Here is a 14,638-nt window from a genome sequence, read left to right as displayed (position 1 = left end):
GCGTTGTTGTTCGTCAATACACCTACTTTGAGCCGGTTCACACTTTTCAATGAAAATTGCTAATCATTTTCACGATGAGCTAAGTAGACTGGCCGCCATTGACATTGAGGCACTCGTACTACATGGCTGAATTCGAAACCACTTTTGCAGATCTGGGCCTGAAGGCTCCTATCCTTGAAGCCCTTAACGATCTGGGTTACGAAAAACCATCTCCGATCCAGGCTGAGTGTATCCCACACCTGCTTTCTGGTCGTGACGTGCTGGGCATGGCCCAGACTGGTAGCGGTAAAACTGCAGCGTTCTCGCTGCCGCTGCTGAACAACATTGATCCGGACCTGCGTGCACCGCAGATCCTCGTTCTGGCTCCAACCCGTGAACTGGCTGTTCAGGTTGCAGAAGCCATGACGGAATTCTCTAAACATATGCGCGGCGTAAACGTGGTTGCCCTGTACGGCGGCCAGCGTTATGACGTGCAGTTACGCGCCCTGCGCCAGGGCCCACAGATTGTTGTCGGTACGCCGGGCCGTCTGCTGGATCACCTGAAGCGCGGTACCCTGGATCTCTCTAAACTGAGCGGTCTGGTACTGGATGAAGCAGATGAAATGCTGCGTATGGGCTTCATCGAAGACGTTGAAACCATCATGGCGCAGATCCCGGACGGTCATCAGACCGCGCTGTTCTCTGCCACCATGCCGGAAGCGATTCGTCGTATCACCAAACGCTTCATGAAAGAACCTCAGGAAGTGCGTATTCAGTCCAGCGTAACCACTCGCCCGGACATCAGCCAGAGCTACTGGTCTGTATACGGCATGCGTAAAAACGAAGCGCTGGTACGTTTCCTGGAAGCGGAAGATTTTGATGCGGCGATTATCTTCGTTCGTACCAAAAATGCGACCCTGGAAGTGGCTGAAGCCCTGGAGCGTAGTGGCTACAACAGCGCAGCGCTGAACGGCGACATGAACCAGGCCCTGCGTGAGCAGACTCTGGAGCGTCTGAAAGACGGTCGTCTGGATATCCTGATTGCAACCGACGTGGCAGCACGTGGTCTGGACGTTGAGCGTATCAGCCTGGTTGTTAACTACGACATCCCGATGGATTCCGAGTCTTACGTTCACCGTATCGGCCGTACCGGTCGTGCGGGTCGTGCTGGCCGTGCGCTGCTGTTCGTTGAGAACCGCGAGCGTCGTCTGCTGCGTAACATCGAACGCACCATGAAGCTGACCATTCCAGAAGCGGACCTGCCAAACGCAGAGCTGCTGGGCAAACGCCGTCTGGAAAAATTCGCCGCCAAAGTACAGCAGCAGCTGGAAAGCAGCGATCTGGATCAGTACCGTGCGCTGCTGTCGCAGATTCAGCCTGTTGCTGAAGGCGAAGAGCTGGACATGGAAACCCTGGCTGCAGCACTGCTGAAAATGGCTCAGGGCGAACGTAGCCTGATCGTGCCACCAGATGCACCGATGCGTCCTAAGCGTGAATTCCGTGACCGTGACGACCGCTTCGAACGTCGTGGCGACCGTAACGATCGTGGCCCACGTGGTGACCGTCCAGAGCGTGGTGGTGAAGACCGTCCACGTCGTGAACGTCGCGACGCAGGCGATATGGAACTGTACCGCATTGAAGTGGGCCGTGATGATGGTGTTGAAGTTCGTCACATCGTTGGCGCTATCGCTAACGAAGGCGACATCAGCAGCCGTTACATTGGTAACATCAAGCTGTTCGCATCCCACTCTACCATCGAGCTGCCGAAAGGCATGCCGGGTGAAGTACTGCAGCACTTTACGCGTACCCGCATCCTGAACAAGCCGATGAACATGCAGCTGCTGGGCGATGCACAGCCACGCCCTGACCGTGGCGGCGAACGTCGTGGCGGTGGTCGCGGTTTCGGCGGCGAGCGTCGTGAAGGCGGTCGCAGCGAAGGTCGCGGTGGTGAAGGTCGTCGTTTCTCCGGCGAGCGCCGTGAAAGCCGTGGCCCGCGTCGTGAAGAAGGCACCAGCCGTCGTCGTTTCGGTGACGCGTAAGCCTTACGCTTCTGACGTAAAGTAAAATATACAGCCCCGATACATGCTATCGGGGCTTTTTTTATTCCCTTTGTACTCTTGTACTGGTACAGTGCGTCACATTAAAATGCAGAACCGCATGATTGACTGGAGAAAAGGCTGTATGGCGACACTAACCACCACCCAAACGTCACCTTCGCTGCTTGGCGGCGTGGTGATCATCGGCGGAACCATTATAGGTGCCGGGATGTTCTCCCTGCCCGTGGTCATGTCCGGTGCGTGGTTCTTCTGGTCGCTGGCCGCGCTGGTCTTTACCTGGTTCTGTATGCTCCATTCCGGGCTAATGATCCTCGAAGCCAACCTGAACTACCGCATTGGCGCGAGCTTCGACACCATCACCAAAGACCTGCTGGGCAAAGGCTGGAACCTGGTGAACGGGCTGTCCATCGCGTTTGTGCTCTATATCCTGACCTACGCGTATATCTCGGCAAGCGGTTCGATTCTGCATCACACCTTCTCGGAGATGTCGCTGAACGTACCGGCGCGTCTGGCCGGGCTGTGCTTTGCGCTGGGCGTGGCGTTTATTGTCTGGATGAGTACCAAAGCGGTGAGCCGGATGACGGCGATCGTGCTGGGCGCGAAGGTCATCACCTTCTTCCTCACCTTCGGCAGCCTGCTGGGGCACGTGACGCCTGCCACGCTGTTTAACGTTGCCGAAGTAAATACCTCCTATACGCCGTACCTGCTGATGACCCTGCCGTTCTGCCTGGCGTCGTTTGGCTACCACGGTAACGTGCCGAGCCTGATGAAGTACTACGGCAAAGATCCGCGCACGATTGTGAAGTGTCTGGTCTACGGCACGCTGCTGGCGTTGGCGCTGTACGTCATCTGGCTGCTCGGGACGATGGGCAATATCCCGCGCCCGGAGTTTATCGGTATTGCGCAGAAGGGCGGTAACATTGATGTGCTGGTGCAGGCCCTGAGCGGCGTGCTGAACAGCCGCAGCCTGGATCTGCTGCTGGTGATCTTCTCTAACTTCGCGGTGGCGAGTTCATTCCTCGGCGTGACGCTGGGCCTGTTTGACTACCTGGCGGATCTGTTTGGCTTTGATGATTCTGCGATGGGCCGCTTCAAAACCGCGCTGCTGACCTTCCTGCCACCGATTGTGGGCGGCCTTCTGTGGCCGAACGGTTTCCTGTACGCCATCGGCTATGCCGGTCTGGCGGCGACCATCTGGGCGGCAATTGTGCCGGCGCTGTTGGCCCGCAAATCACGTAAACGCTTCGGCAGCCCGAAATTCCGCGTCTGGGGCGGCAAGCCGATGATTGCGCTGATCCTGGTGTTTGGCGCGGGCAATGCCCTGGTACATGTGCTGTCGAGTTTTAATCTGTTGCCGGTGTACCAGTAAACATTTTGTGCCGGATGGCGGCTACGCCTTATCCGGCCTACGCGTCCCCGTAGGCCAGGTAAGCGAAGCGCCACCTGGCAAAAAGGCTACCCCACCAACTCCTCTTTCACCTGCATGGCCAAATCAAACGAATGCAAACGTGCCTGGTGATCGAAAATCTGGCCGTTAACCATAATTTCATCCGCCTGCGTTTCGCGCAGCACTGCCTCCAGCCCGTGACGCACTTTCGCTTTATCACCCACCAGCGACATGCTCAGCGCTTGCTGTACGCCATACTGCTCTGAAGCTGACCACAGCTGATGCATATTCTCCACCGGCGGCGGAAGCTGGCCCGTCTCACCGCGACGCAGCTTCACAAACGCCTGCTGCATGGAGGTGAACAGGAATTCCGCGTCGCGATTGCTGTCGGCGGCAATAATGTTGATACAGACCATCGCGTACGGTTTCTCCAGACGCTCGGACGGTTTGAAGTGCGTGCGGTAGAGATGCAGCGCCTGATGCAGCATATCCGGCGCGAAATGCGAGGCAAACGCAAACGGCAGCCCCAGCTGGGCGGCGAGCTGCGCGCTGTAGAGGCTTGAGCCCAGCAGCCAGACCGGGATCTTCTCGCCGTAACCCGGTACCGGGCGCACGTGCGGGTTCGGGTCACGCGCGTCGAACCAGTCCACCAGTTCGGCCACGTCGCGCGGGAAGTTGTCGATATCGCCGCTCATATGGCGGCGCAGGGCGCGCATGGTCGGCTGATCGCTACCCGGCGCACGGCCAATCCCTAAATCAATACGGCCCGGATAGAGGGTATTCAGCGTGCCGAACTGCTCGGCGATCACCAGCGGGGCGTGGTTCGGCAGCATCACGCCGCCGGAGCCCAGGTGCAGCGTGGTGGTATTTGCCGCCAGATAACCAATCAGTACCGAGGTGGCGGCGCTGGCAATGCCCACCATGTTGTGGTGTTCGGCCAGCCAGTAGCGGTGATAGCCACGCTTTTCGGCCAGCTGAGCCAGATCCAGAGAGTGCGAAAAGGCTTCTCTTGCCGAGGAGCCTTGTGGGATCGGCGCCAGATCCAGCACCGAAAACGGAAGGGTTTTGTCAGTCATAACAGCTCACTTTGTCGACGGTGAATCTTTAATACTGCATTAAAAAATGATAACCGTTGTTAACAAAGTGAGCCTTTTTTAGGCCTGCAGTTCCAGCCCGGCCAGACGCTTCCAGTAGCCGTTACAGTCGCTGTTTGCCGTCAGCGGCAGCGGAGCAGCGCCATTTTCGTTAGCGCGGAAGGCATCCAGCATCGCGAACACGCCGGTATCCAGCGGCGACAGGCGCACCATATCGACCAGCCCGTCCATCGACGCCAGCTCGTTGCCCAGGTTATAGACATAGCCGCTCATGGTCTGAATACCGTTGAGAACAAACACCTGCTGATTCTCCTGGGACAGCATGCTGCGCCCGTTCGGATACTTAATACAGCAGGTTTCGCACTCGTCTTTCGGACGGTCTTCCGAGCGTGCGGTAAAGCAGCGGGCGGAATAGGCCAGCGGCAGATGTCCGTAGCTCAGCACTTCCACTTCAAACTTGTTGCGAATGCCCAGCTCTTCACACTGCGTCAGCAGGTTTGCCAGCCAGTCGCGGGAGAGTTCCACCGGCATGCACCAGCGCGTCATCCCCTGTTTGAGCAGCAGGCGCAGGGTCACCGCGTTGTAGCAGTTCAGGGCATGACCCGCGACAAACGGCAGCTTGCGCTCGGCACACATGTTCACCACGCCGAGATCGCTCGCTTCCAGCAGGAAATCGCCGTTCTCAACGTAGCGTTTCAGCTCGCCCAGTTCCGAAGAGGCCTGCACCAGCGCGAGCGTGGAAAGCACCACCTGTTTGCCGCTTCCCGCCAGGCTTTTCGCCATCTCCAGCCAGTCGCCCACTTTCGTCGCCCGACGTTTGCTGCACACCGCTTCGCCGAGGTAAATCACATCGGCGCTGCTGGTGGCGGCCTGTTGGTAAAAATCTTCCAGCGTCTCTTTTGGCCAGTAGTAAAGCACCGGCCCTAATGAATATTTCATGATTTTCTCACTGCCATTTACGGTGATACGCGCCCAGCGTGGTTTGCGTGCCTTCGGACATCGATCCGAGCGTCTCCATCCAGGCCTGCTGCGGCGCGTAGTTCTGCGGGTCCGCCAGGCAGCGGTCGATAGCCTGACGCCACACTTTCGCCACCTGGCTCACGTACGCCGGGCTGCGCTGGCGACCTTCAATTTTCACCGAGGCGATATTGGCCGCCAGCAGTTCCGGCAGCAGCTCCAGCGTGTTAAGGCTGGTGGGCTCTTCCAGCGCGTGGTAACGCTCGCCGTCCACCAGATAGCGGCCTTTACACAGGGTGGGATAACCGGCGTTTTCACCGTCCTGATAGCGGTCAATCAGCACTTCGTTCAGGCGTGATTCCAGCCCCTGCGGCGTTTGCTGCCAGCGGACAAAGCGGGCAGGGGAACAGGCCCCGACGGTATTTGGCGACTCGCCGGTTAAATACGAGGAAAGATAGCAACGGCCTTCGGCCATAATGCACAGGCTACCAAAGGCAAAAACTTCCAGCGGCACTGGCGTGACGCGTGCGAGTTGCTTAACCTGATGAATAGAGAGTACGCGCGGCAGCACCACGCGGGCCACGTCAAAGTTTCGGTGATAAAAACGTACGGCCTCTTCGTTGGTGGCAGATGCCTGAACAGAGACGTGGCGCTCAATATGGGGATAGCGTTCTGCCGCATACTCGAGCATGGCGAGGTCGGCCAGAATCAGCGCATCGGCACCCAGCTGTGCCGCCATATCCACCGCGCGCTGCCAGCGGGCGTAGCCGTCAGGATGAGCAAAGGTATTGATGGCGATATGCAGCTTGCGGCGGTGCTGGTGAACGAAGTTAACGGCTTCCTGAAGCTTTTTCTCCGTAAAGTTGAGGCCAGCAAAATGGCGGGCATTGGTGTCATCTTTCAGCCCGATATAGACCGCATCGGCCCCATTTTCGATGGCCGCCTTAAGCGCCGGAAGGTTTCCGGCAGGGCAGAGCAGCTCCATAATTTATCCTGATGTTGTCGATCGCAAAAATGTTAACGAGCTGGGATTTTAATTAACCCATACGCGACAATTTTTGATTTAAGGCAGCTAATGGCGTATTGATGGCACCAATAATGAGGTTGTCCGGACGACGGTTTGTTGATTTACGCCGCTATGTTATGCGTCGGATATGGCAAAATAGCAGGACTATAGATATCAGGGAGTAAAGCTCGTGCTGGATAAACTGCGTTCACGTCTCGTACAATTTGGCCCATCAATGCTGAGCGTGCCGGTAAAGCTGGCGCCGTTCGCGCTTAAACGTCAGGTGCTGGAGCAGGTCCTGAGCTGGCAGTTCCGCCAGGCGCTGCAGGATGGCGAGCTGGAATTCCTGGAAGGCCGCTGGTTGAGCATTGAGGTACGTGACATCGGGCTGCGCTGGTTTACCTCCGTTGAGAATGACCAGCTGATCGTCCGCGAAACCGCCGAGGCGGACGTGAGCTTTAGCGCCAACGCCAGCGATCTGCTGATGATCGCCGCGCGCAAGCAGGATCCGGATACGCTCTTCTTCCAGCGCCGTCTGGTGATTGAAGGCGACACGGAGCTGGGCCTGTACGTTAAGAATTTAATGGATGCCATTGAGCTGGAGCAGATGCCGAAAGCGCTGCGCGTAATGTTAATGCAAATGGCAGATTTCGTTGAGGCCGGGCTGAAAACCCCGCCGGACAGTAAACACACTTCAGTAGGTGAGCCATGCTGATTCGAGTCGAAATTGGGATTGATGCACCGGGTATCGATGCGTTATTACGCCGCGCTTTTGAGAGCGATGCGGAAGCCCAACTGGTCCACGATCTCCGTGAAGACGGCCTGATCACGCTGGGGCTGGTTGCCACCGATGATGAAGGTCAGGTGGTGGGCTATGTTGCCTTCAGTCCGGTCATCGTTCAGGGCGAAGAGCTGCAGTGGGTCGGTATGGCACCGCTGGCGGTGGATGAAAACTATCGCGGGCAGGGGCTGGCGCGCCAGCTGGTCTATGAAGGGCTGGATTCGCTCAATGAGTTCGGTTATGCGGCCGTTGTAACGCTGGGCGATCCGGCATTCTATGGCCGTTTGGGCTTCGAGCAGGCCGCGCATTACGATCTGCGCTGCCGCTGGCCGGGTACGGAATCCGCGTTCCAGGTGCACCGTCTGGCGGACGACGCGCTCAACGGCGTCAATGGTCTGGTCGAATACCACGACCATTTCAATCGCTTTTAATCAGGCTCTCGCGTAGCGCCTCAAAGGAGCCGTCTCCGGTCACGAGGCGCTCTTTCTGGCGCTTCGTCAGCTGTTTGATGCGGTATTCCAGCCTGAGCGCCAGCGATCGGTCACCGACGGGCGCCGAAAAGGCGAGCTGTAATTCTCCTTTCCCCCGCAGCGCTTTTGCCCCTTTCCCCGTTTGATGTTGTAAAAAACGCCGTGCCACATCGGTGGTGATCCCGGTGTAGAGTGCGTTATCAGCGGTTCGGACAAGATAGAGAAACCAGCACACGGTAAACAGATTCAGTATGTTAAGGTGAACGCACCATAGCATGAGAGAGAACGAAAATGGAAACACTGGCCGCCATTAACCGCTGGCTGGCGAAGCAGCACGTCGTCACCTGGTGCGTCTACAGCGAGGGTGAGATGTGGTGCGCAAACGCGTTTTACTACTACGATCCGGAGCGCGTCGCATTTTACGTCATGAGCGAAGACAAAACGCGTCATGCGCAGATGGCCGGCCAGCAGGCAAAAGTCGCGGGCACGGTAAATGGCCAGCCGAAAACAGTCGCGCTGATCCGTGGGGTACAGTTTAAAGGGGAAATCCGTCGCCTGGACGGAGAAGAGAGCGACGCGCGTCGCAAGCACTACACGCGCCGCTTTCCGGTCGCCGCTGCGCTAAAAGCCCCGGTGTGGGAAATCCGCCTCGATGAGCTGAAATTTACCGACAACACCCTGGGCTTTGGCAAGAAGCTGCACTGGTTACGCGCCGAGCAGGCGTAGCGCTTCGCGGTTAAACGCCGGGAGATCGTCCGGTGTCCGGCTGGTGATAAGCTGGTCTTTGTCGTTGACCACCTCCTGATCGTAAAACTCGGCGCCCGCATTTTTCAGATCGATAACGATCGGTTTCACCGCCGTGAGCTTACGCCCGCGTACAACCTCCGCGCTGATGAGCAGCTGCGGGCCGTGACAGATGGCAAAGACCGGTTTGCCGGTAGAGACAAAGTCCCGGGTGAAGGTCACGAAGCGCTCGTCTCCGCGCAGGGAATCCGGTGAATGGCCGCCGGGTAAAAGCAGGGCGTCAAAATCGGAGGGGCTCACGTTATCGATAGTCTCGTCGATGGTCACGCTGGCCTCGCCCTTATGGCCTTTCACCGTTTTGCCCGCCTCTTTCTCGATGGTGATGACCTCATGTCCCGCCTTGCGGAACGCCTCTGCAGGAGAGGTGAATTCTGAATCTTCAAACTCGTCGGTAATCAAGACTGCGATTTTCTTGCCCATGCTTCCTCCGTTGTTTTGGCTTCAGACTGATTTTTCTCCGCTTGTGGTAAATACTTACCTGTAACAGACTTCTAAGTGTGGTCGACGACGCCGAGTTCGCAAACGGACAATTCTGTAAAGGGGATACGATGAGTCAGGTATTAATTACCGGTGCTACCGGATTAGTGGGCGATCATCTGCTGCGGTTGCTGATTCAGGATCGCCGCGTGAACTACATCGCCGCCCCGACGCGTCGACCGCTGGCGGACATCTCCGGCGTCTTTAATCCGCACGATCCCCAGCTGACGGATGCGCTGGCGCAGGTCCAGGACCCGATTGATATCGCCTTTTGCTGTCTGGGCACCACGCGGCGGGAGGCGGGGAGCAAAGAGGCATTTATCCACGCCGACTATACGCTGGTGGTGGACACCGCGCTTACGGCGAAAAAGCTGGGAGCCAGACATTTTCTGGTGGTCAGCGCGCTGGGCGCCAGTGCCGGATCGCCTTTCTTCTACAACAAGGTGAAGGGCAAGATGGAGGATGCGCTGATTGCGCAGAAATGGGAGCAGCTGACGATTGTGCGCCCCTCAATGCTGATCGGCCACCGGGACGAGCGCCGCTTTAACGAGTCGATATTTGCCCCGCTGTTTCGGATCCTGCCCGGCAACTGGAAATCTATCGAGGCGCGGGACGTCGCGCGTGCGATGTTAAAAGAGGGACTGGCTCCGTCGAAAGCGGGCGTAAACATTATTCCTTCGGCAAAACTGCGTGAAATCGCGCAGGGCGAGGCGTAAACTCCCCCGGCTAATTACTCATCCTCTCCGGGGAATGCTATGACTGGTCAGTCTTCATCTCAGGCGGCAACACCTGTTCAATGGTGGAAGCCCGCACTCTTCTTTCTCGTGGTCATTGTTGGCCTTTGGTACGTGAAATGGCAGCCGTACTACGGCAAAGCCTTCACCGCCGCCGAAACGCACAGCATCGGCAAATCTATTCTCGCTCAGGCGGATGCCAGCCCGCTTCAGGCGGCGTGGGACTATGCCATGGTCTACTTCCTTGCCGTCTGGAAGGCTGCCGTCCTGGGCGTGATCCTGGGCTCACTGATTCAGGTGCTGATCCCGCGCAACTGGCTGGTGAAAACCCTCGGACAGCCGCGCTTTCAGGGTACGCTGCTGGGAACGATCTTCTCCCTGCCGGGCATGATGTGCTCCTGCTGCGCTGCGCCCGTGGCGGCAGGGATGCGCCGCCAGCGCGTGTCGATGGGCGGCGCGCTGGCGTTCTGGATGGGCAACCCGCTGCTCAACCCGGCAACGCTGGTGTTTATGGGTTTTGTCCTGGGCTGGCATTTCGCGTTCATTCGTCTGGTGGCCGGACTGCTGACCGTGCTGGTGGTGGCGACGCTGGTGCAAAATCTGGTGAAGGATAAGACGCCAGAGTCCGCGTCTGTTGAGCTGGACGTCAGCGAGCCGCAGGGCGGGTTCTTTGCGCGCTGGGGCAGGGCGCTATGGCAGCTTTTCTGGAGCACCATCCCGGTCTATATCCTGGCGGTGCTGGTTCTCGGGGCGGCGCGCGTCTGGCTCTTCCCGCATGCGGATGGCGCTATCGACAACACGCTGTTGTGGGTCATTGCGATGGCCGTTGCAGGCTGCCTGTTTGTGATCCCTACCGCCGCAGAAATTCCCATTGTTCAGACCATGATGCTGGCCGGCATGGGCACCGCACCGGCACTGGCATTGCTCATCACGTTACCAGCCATCAGCCTGCCGTCGCTGATTATGCTGCGTAAGTCATTCCCGGCGAAAGCGCTGTGGCTCACCGCGGGGCTGGTGGCGTTGAGCGGGGTGATGGTGGGAAGCATTGCGCTTCTGTGAAAAACGCCCGGTGGCGCTACGCTTACCGGGCCTACAAAAAAATCCCCTCACTTGAGGGGATTTTTTTATTTAATGTAAGTAAACGCGGTGGTGACGTGCTTCACGCCGCTCACCCGGCTGGCGATATCGGCCGCCGCTTTCCCTTCACGTTCGGTCACCAGACCCAGCAGGAACACTTCACCGTTTTCCGTTGTCACCTTCACGTTGGAAGATTTCACCTGGTCCGAGCCCAGCAGCTGGGAACGTACTTTGGTGGTGATCCAGGTATCGGAAGAGGCATCACCCAGGCCAATTGGCTTGCCCTGACGCACTTCGTTAAACACCTCTGTGGTCCCTTCAACGCCCATCGCAATCTGTTTCGCACGCGAGGCGAGCTCCATATTCGGCGCCTGGCCTGCCAGCAGCACTTTGCCCTGATAAGCCGTCACGTTGATACGCGCCTCTTTCTTGATCTGTTCGTCTTTCGACAGCGCACTGTTGACGCGCAGCTCCAGCGTACCGTCATCCACCTGTGTTCCCACAGTGCGCGGATCGGTTGCCGCTTTGGTGCCTACTGCGGCGGTACCCACAACGGCCGCAGCGATACATCCCTGAAGCAGTAATGCAGACATAAGGACTGCGAGGGTCGATAAAGCCTTCATAAGAACTCCTTAATCATCCTGGTGAGGGAAAAGCGTGTTATCGATCAAGTCACATAAGCAGTTCACCGTGAGCATATGCATCTCCTGTATGCGTGCGCTCCGGTGAGAGGGAATGCGGATTTCCACATCCTGCGGCCCAAGCAGACCCGCCAGTTCACCCCCGTCATAGCCGGTTAAGGCCACGATAGTCATGTCGCGGGTGACGGCGGCTTCAACAGCTTTGACTATATCCCGGCTATTGCCGCGCGTGGAGATAGCCAGCAGCACATCTCCGGCATGACCCAGGGCTCGCACCTGCTTTGCGTAAATTTCGTCATGCAGACGATCGTTAGCAATCGCCGTTAAGACCACATTATCGGTATTAAGTGCAATGGCAGGTAAACTGGGGCGTTCTGTTTCAAAACGATTGATCATGCTGGCAGCAAAATGCTGTGCGTTGGCGGCTGACGTGCCGTTGCCACAACAGAGGATTTTGTTGCCGTTTAGCAGGGATTGCACCAGCGTCATTGCGGCACGCGAGATAGCATCCGGAAGGGCTTCCGCCGCGGCAATCTGAGTCTGGATGCTTTCTGTGAAGCACACTTTAATTCTTTCGAGCACGTTATCCCTTTTAAATCTTAATTATGCGTCTTCGCCAAAAGCGTTTTTAAGCCATTCGATCTCATTTCCGGTGAAGGCTATCACATCGAACCGGCAATCCACAGTATCAAAACTCCCATTATGGCGGGCGAGCCACAAGTGGGCAGTCTGTAATAATTTATGTTGTTTGGCGAGCGTCACGCTGGCGGCAGCACCGCCAAAACGGGAGGACTGTCGAAAGCGCACTTCAACAAACACAATGACCTGACCGTCTTTCATGATCAGGTCGATTTCGCCGCCACGTCCGCGGACGTTGGCGGCGATAAAACGCAGTCCTTTGCCTTCAAGCCAGCGACGCGCCTTTAACTCCCACGCATCGCCGGTTTGTTTGCGGCTTAACTGGCCGGGACGATCTGCCCCTGCTGGTATTTGAGCCATGATAACTTCCTGTTAATCACACAATCCTGGGTCGCGGTCAGATCGCCGGTGTTGCCGTTAAGCTCGAAGCCCGGCACCTGACGCATCTGGGTAAAGTGGTTCGCCAGCGCCCACGCATCAACCCCCATCGCATACAGACGCGCCAGAGAGTAATCGTTACGCACCGCGCTCAGCGCCTGCTGCATCAGGGATGGATTGCTGCCGGCCAGCATCGGGATTTCGCTGTACTGCAGACCGTCCATTTCCAGACGGAAATCCGGGCCTGCGGTGCCCTGTGCGCTGCGGGAGCTGGCGTAGAGCGTTGCGCCGCTCTGGCTGCCGTTACGCATTGCAATCATCGGTTTGATAAAGGCGATCTCCTGCGGTGTGGCAACGATATAGGCCGCATCCACTTTACCGCCACCGCTAATCTGCGCGTCGGTTGGCGGCGCAGGGATCGTCAGGCCGCCAATCGTCACGCCCTGCTGCTGTGGCAGGCTCGCGGTGACCGGGCTACCGTTAAGCGCGATACCCGCCCCGCCGTTTACGCCTGCGCGCAGTTCAGAGACGGAACCGAATTTCTGCTGCAGCACCACGCCGCCGCCCAGCTTCTGCCACTCATCGGCAAAGGCATTGGCCACGCGATCGCCCAGCGTGCTGCGTGGGATGAGCAGCAGCGGAGCCTGCTTACCCTGCTCATGAATATGACGCGCCGCATCGCGGGCTTCATCTTCTGGAGAGAGCGCGAAGTAGCAGATATTGGCCCGGTTCTGAACCTGCTCTGGCTGGTTGAGCGCCAGCACGTTCAGCGTGGTATTGCTCTTCATAAGCTCTTCCACGTTGTTCTTCAGCAGCGGACCGACAACGATGCTCGCCCCGTCCTGCTGTACCTGCGCCAGCACCTGGTCAAGCGGCTGAGAGCTGGTGTCGTAGATTTTCAATTCAGCGCCCGGGTTGGCGCTGGTGGTTGCCACGGCCTGCGGCTGCGCGGCAGGTTGAGCCGCGGGTTGTGCAGGCTGCTGTTGAGGCTGTTCTGCTGTTGTGGCAGGAGCTGGCGCCGTTTGCGTCTCGGCCGGAGCCTGGGCCGCAGGTGCTGCTGTAGCCGGTGCAGCTTCAGCTGGAGGCGTCGTCGGGGCCGTCACAGGGTTTTGCATCGTGCCCTGCGCTGGCGTTTGCGCCGTGGTCAGGTCGCTGGTCTCTGCGGCGGATGGGCTGACAACATCATTATTCACATTAGCCGCCTGGGCTGCCTGAGCGGGAACGGCGCTGCCGGCTACCGACGTCGTGCCGTTTTTCGCCGCTTCAAAACCCTGCTGAATGGTACGTCCAAACACCGCCGCCTGGCCGTTGAGCGGCAGAAGCAGGGCGATTTTGCTGGTGGAAGCTGGCTTAAAGTTCTGCACGTTCACCAGCTGGGTTGGCAGCATTTTCGCGCCCGGGTTTTGCGGGTAGCGCGTCTGCCAGTCCGTAATGCCGGCTTTCAACATTTTTGGATCGCTGCGGTTGTTAAACCACATCTGCTGCAGATCCAGCCAGCCCTGCAGGACGTTTTCATCGGCGTTGATGACCAGCGCCTGCGCCTGTTCCTGCGTCATCGACGCCAGCGCTTGCCAGGTGGCATCAATATTTTTCTGCTTATCAGCACCGCCAAGCAGCGGCTCTTGCGCGACGAGCGCGCGGAGCAACGTCAGGGAAGGGCGTCCCTGCTCAGCGGTAATACCCGCCTGCCAGAAGCGCGCCTGCTGGATTTTATCCAGCGCGCTTACGTCGATATCACCGAGGATCTTCTTCGCCGCGGCGTAATCTTTCAGCGCGACTTTCAGCTCGGCAGAGAGCAGGCTCTGCTCGCGACGCTGTGCGTCGTTAAGATCTTTTGGCAACTGGTTAAACAGTTCGGCTGCCCGCTGGGTTTTACCCTCTTTCAGCAGTGCACGAATGGCGAGTAATTGCCAGTTGGTCTTGGTATCATTTGAACTCTGCGACATTTGTTGCAGATAAAAGCCAGAATCAGCCTGAGCAGAACCCTGGAGATGGGCGGTGCTCTGGTCAGGTGCCTGGGTGCCACAGCCTGCAAAGATCAGGGCTGCCAGCAGAAGCGGCACGCTGCGCGTGGCTTTTTTTCGAAGAAACGTTAACGGTACCATACTGTATCCAGTGATTTTTTTACGCAATGCTCAATATTAAATCGGCAATACG

The 14,638-nt window shown here is 57.9% G+C and carries 17 protein-coding genes; 8 read left to right on the top strand and 9 right to left on the bottom strand.

Translation table 11 applies throughout. The features are described 5' to 3' along the window. Nucleotides 1–49 precede the first annotated feature (49 nt). From yrbN to mtr, 3 genes are all read left to right on the top strand, one after another. Complete coding sequence (gene yrbN, locus FHC48_RS23780; protein ID WP_100122156.1) at nucleotides 50–130, top strand: protein YrbN; 81 nt, start codon at nucleotides 50–52, stop codon at nucleotides 128–130. Beyond that, nucleotides 123–2,018 (top strand): DEAD/DEAH family ATP-dependent RNA helicase, encoded by a 1,896-nt coding sequence (locus FHC48_RS06940; protein ID WP_021242253.1) that lies wholly within the window; start codon nucleotides 123–125, stop codon nucleotides 2,016–2,018. The genes yrbN and FHC48_RS06940 overlap by 8 nt, the downstream gene beginning before the upstream one ends. 142 nt (nucleotides 2,019–2,160) lie before the next feature. After that, a complete protein-coding gene (gene mtr / locus FHC48_RS06935) occupies nucleotides 2,161–3,405 on the top strand; it encodes a tryptophan permease (protein ID WP_008501478.1) in 1,245 nt (414 codons plus the stop codon). Between the two features lie 86 nt (nucleotides 3,406–3,491). Here mtr and FHC48_RS06930 read toward each other — a convergent pair whose 3' ends face one another. The 3 genes from FHC48_RS06930 to FHC48_RS06920 form a co-directional block, all read right to left on the bottom strand. After that, a complete protein-coding gene (locus tag FHC48_RS06930) occupies nucleotides 3,492–4,499 on the bottom strand; it encodes an LLM class flavin-dependent oxidoreductase (RefSeq protein ID WP_021242251.1) in 1,008 nt (335 codons plus the stop codon). A gap of 78 nt (nucleotides 4,500–4,577) precedes the next feature. After that, nucleotides 4,578–5,456 (bottom strand): U32 family peptidase, encoded by an 879-nt coding sequence (locus tag FHC48_RS06925; protein WP_025912548.1) that lies wholly within the window; start codon nucleotides 5,454–5,456, stop codon nucleotides 4,578–4,580. 7 nt (nucleotides 5,457–5,463) lie between these two features. After that, nucleotides 5,464–6,459: a peptidase U32 family protein gene (locus FHC48_RS06920; protein ID WP_045415306.1), complete on the bottom strand. Its 996-nt coding sequence runs from the start codon at nucleotides 6,457–6,459 to the stop codon at nucleotides 5,464–5,466. 211 nt (nucleotides 6,460–6,670) lie between these two features. On the opposite strand from FHC48_RS06920, the gene FHC48_RS06915 reads away from it, so the two are divergent. Then, nucleotides 6,671–7,195 (top strand): SCP2 domain-containing protein, encoded by a 525-nt coding sequence (locus tag FHC48_RS06915; RefSeq protein WP_008501482.1) that lies wholly within the window; start codon nucleotides 6,671–6,673, stop codon nucleotides 7,193–7,195. Further along, nucleotides 7,189–7,692 (top strand): GNAT family N-acetyltransferase, encoded by a 504-nt coding sequence (locus FHC48_RS06910; protein WP_008501483.1) that lies wholly within the window; start codon nucleotides 7,189–7,191, stop codon nucleotides 7,690–7,692. The genes FHC48_RS06915 and FHC48_RS06910 overlap by 7 nt, the downstream gene beginning before the upstream one ends. Here FHC48_RS06910 and FHC48_RS06905 read toward each other — a convergent pair. Further along, entirely contained in the window at nucleotides 7,679–8,008 is a 330-nt protein-coding gene (locus FHC48_RS06905; protein WP_008501484.1) for a GIY-YIG nuclease family protein, read from the bottom strand. The two genes, FHC48_RS06910 and FHC48_RS06905, sit on opposite strands and share 14 nt — an antisense overlap. A gap of 14 nt (nucleotides 8,009–8,022) precedes the next feature. Here FHC48_RS06905 and FHC48_RS06900 point away from each other — a divergent pair, with 14 nt between their 5' ends. Then, nucleotides 8,023–8,457 carry a YhbP family protein gene (locus FHC48_RS06900; protein ID WP_021242247.1) on the top strand — a complete coding sequence of 145 codons (435 nt, stop codon included), beginning with the start codon at nucleotides 8,023–8,025 and terminating at the stop codon, nucleotides 8,455–8,457. On the opposite strand, the gene FHC48_RS06895 is transcribed toward FHC48_RS06900, so the two are convergent. Beyond that, on the bottom strand, nucleotides 8,437–8,955 hold the full coding sequence (locus FHC48_RS06895) for a type 1 glutamine amidotransferase domain-containing protein (protein ID WP_008501486.1): 519 nt from the start codon (nucleotides 8,953–8,955) through the stop codon (nucleotides 8,437–8,439). The two genes, FHC48_RS06900 and FHC48_RS06895, sit on opposite strands and share 21 nt — an antisense overlap. A 128-nt stretch (nucleotides 8,956–9,083) precedes the next feature. Here FHC48_RS06895 and FHC48_RS06890 point away from each other — a divergent pair, with 128 nt between their 5' ends. Together FHC48_RS06890 and FHC48_RS06885 are read left to right on the top strand one after the other, a co-directional pair. Further along, the gene (locus FHC48_RS06890) at nucleotides 9,084–9,728 is read left to right on the top strand and encodes an NAD(P)H-binding protein (protein WP_021242246.1); all 645 of its coding nucleotides are present in this window, start codon (nucleotides 9,084–9,086) and stop codon (nucleotides 9,726–9,728) included. 39 nt (nucleotides 9,729–9,767) lie between these two features. Continuing rightward, the gene (locus tag FHC48_RS06885) at nucleotides 9,768–10,805 is read left to right on the top strand and encodes a permease (RefSeq protein ID WP_008501488.1); all 1,038 of its coding nucleotides are present in this window, start codon (nucleotides 9,768–9,770) and stop codon (nucleotides 10,803–10,805) included. A 65-nt stretch (nucleotides 10,806–10,870) separates the two neighbouring features. Here the strand turns inward: FHC48_RS06885 and dolP are convergent, their stop codons facing one another. From dolP to FHC48_RS06865, 4 genes are read right to left on the bottom strand one after another with little or no spacing between them, the layout of a single operon-like run. Beyond that, a complete protein-coding gene (dolP, locus tag FHC48_RS06880; RefSeq protein WP_008501489.1) occupies nucleotides 10,871–11,446 on the bottom strand; it encodes a division/outer membrane stress-associated lipid-binding lipoprotein in 576 nt (191 codons plus the stop codon). 9 nt (nucleotides 11,447–11,455) lie between these two features. Then, the gene (gene diaA, locus FHC48_RS06875; RefSeq protein ID WP_003861754.1) at nucleotides 11,456–12,046 is read right to left on the bottom strand and encodes a DnaA initiator-associating protein DiaA; all 591 of its coding nucleotides are present in this window, start codon (nucleotides 12,044–12,046) and stop codon (nucleotides 11,456–11,458) included. 21 nt (nucleotides 12,047–12,067) lie between these two features. Further along, entirely contained in the window at nucleotides 12,068–12,463 is a 396-nt protein-coding gene (locus FHC48_RS06870) for a YraN family protein (protein WP_021242244.1), read from the bottom strand. Then, a complete protein-coding gene (locus tag FHC48_RS06865) occupies nucleotides 12,421–14,586 on the bottom strand; it encodes a penicillin-binding protein activator (RefSeq protein ID WP_059363820.1) in 2,166 nt (721 codons plus the stop codon). The genes FHC48_RS06870 and FHC48_RS06865 overlap by 43 nt, the downstream gene beginning before the upstream one ends. Nucleotides 14,587–14,638 lie beyond the last annotated feature (52 nt).

Source organism: Enterobacter sp. EC_50, from assembly GCF_019584525.1.
GTDB lineage: Bacteria > Pseudomonadota > Gammaproteobacteria > Enterobacterales > Enterobacteriaceae > Enterobacter > Enterobacter roggenkampii.
Note: the sequence above shows the minus strand (reverse complement) of the source record. Positions and strands in the feature narration are given on the sequence as shown.